This is a genomic window from Corynebacterium sp. HMSC063G05 (assembly GCF_001810555.1).
Classification (GTDB): Bacteria; Actinomycetota; Actinomycetes; order Mycobacteriales; family Mycobacteriaceae; genus Corynebacterium; species Corynebacterium jeikeium_D.
In genome coordinates, this window is sequence record NZ_KV801858.1 from 1 (window position 1) to 1,332 (window position 1,332).

Below are 1,332 nucleotides of genomic sequence, written 5' to 3' on the forward strand. Positions count from 1 at the left end.
TACATTACACACACTTCACACATAAAGCGAACCCGCAGGTCACGGAGCATTTTGTAACGCGCATCAGCACATTAACAGCCATAAGCAATCTAACAACAACACGCGCGAGGCAGTAAGTGAAGCGTGCTGGATCTAGTTCCTACCTCGGTCCTGGAATCCGTCCGAGCATCACCACGTTCCACGATTCTTAACACGACGCTCCAACTGAGGGAGTCGACACTCTCTACAAGACAAAACTCATTCATACGCAAGACTCGTGAACATAGAAGCGGAAATCGAACTTGCCACTTTGCGGACGATGCATTGGTAAAGAATTATGCGGATACACAAAGTGCTGGACTAGCCACACCACGGGAAGCGCAAACCAAGTGCTACCTTGCCTATTTCATCAACCCAGGGTCGTAAAAAGCGGAACTAACCCCAGGACACTTGAACATACGCATGAATACCTCGGATATAGAGTGCTCCACCGAAAATGTGTGGTGAAGCCATATGAATCCGGAAGCGAGATTGAATCAGAGACCACTAAACGCGGGTGTCTATTCATCCGCAAGTTCGAGGATGTTCCCGATGATGGTGGGCAAATGCTCATTGAGGGAATAGACCGCACGCCCCGGCAGGTTATCGCGAACCTATTGGACTGGATGGAATTACTGCTTAGCTGAAAGCGGAAAGAGCAAGCGGACAAAGAGGTGGTGACTGAAGCTCCTAGTTTCAAATGCGATTAGCTAGGTAGCTTGTACGAGTCTTTCTACCAACACTGGGAGCTGGTACCACCCCGAGATCTGATTAATCGATTCGAGGTTCTACTCGCCGAGGTAATCCAACTGGTACCCTGACTGGCCGAAGCAGAGCTGTTTGAGTCTGAGCAGCGAGCGTGGGCGTCTTCCACTCCGTCAGTATGACCGGTGTGGAAGTGGGTACATATCAACACTGTTGCCCCCCCCCTCACTACGTTTCGTACCAAGATAAGGACATGGGAGAAACTCGCTGCTTGCTAGTTGATTGACTCAACCACGTCGACCCCTGTCTTGAGCACAAAGCAAATTTGACCGGCTCTAACAACATGGTTGATCCGAGCCGTTCATTGGAATGACTAGAGGTGCTGCATCGGCTCTTTGGCTAGTTGCCGGTATGCACCAGTAATCGTTGTACGACCGACGTATTTGATTCTGATTTGCTCGTAGGTTTGCTGCCGGTCGACTAAAGGTTTGCATATCCGCCGCGATCAAACCGACCTAATGGCAAACCGTCCTAAGCCGGAAAAGACCATCAGCACTAAAACGCGAGTTAATTCTGTTTACCTGTGGGTAAAACAAAAGTGGGCCGCAG

The 1,332-nt window shown here is 49.9% G+C and carries 1 protein-coding gene; it reads left to right on the forward strand.

All coding sequences use genetic code 11. From position 1 onward, the window contains the following. Positions 1–482 precede the first annotated feature (482 nt). Positions 483–665 carry a ClbS/DfsB family four-helix bundle protein gene (locus tag HMPREF2751_RS11030; protein WP_065419905.1) on the forward strand — a complete coding sequence of 61 codons (183 nt, stop codon included), beginning with the start codon at positions 483–485 and terminating at the stop codon, positions 663–665. Positions 666–1,332 lie beyond the last annotated feature (667 nt).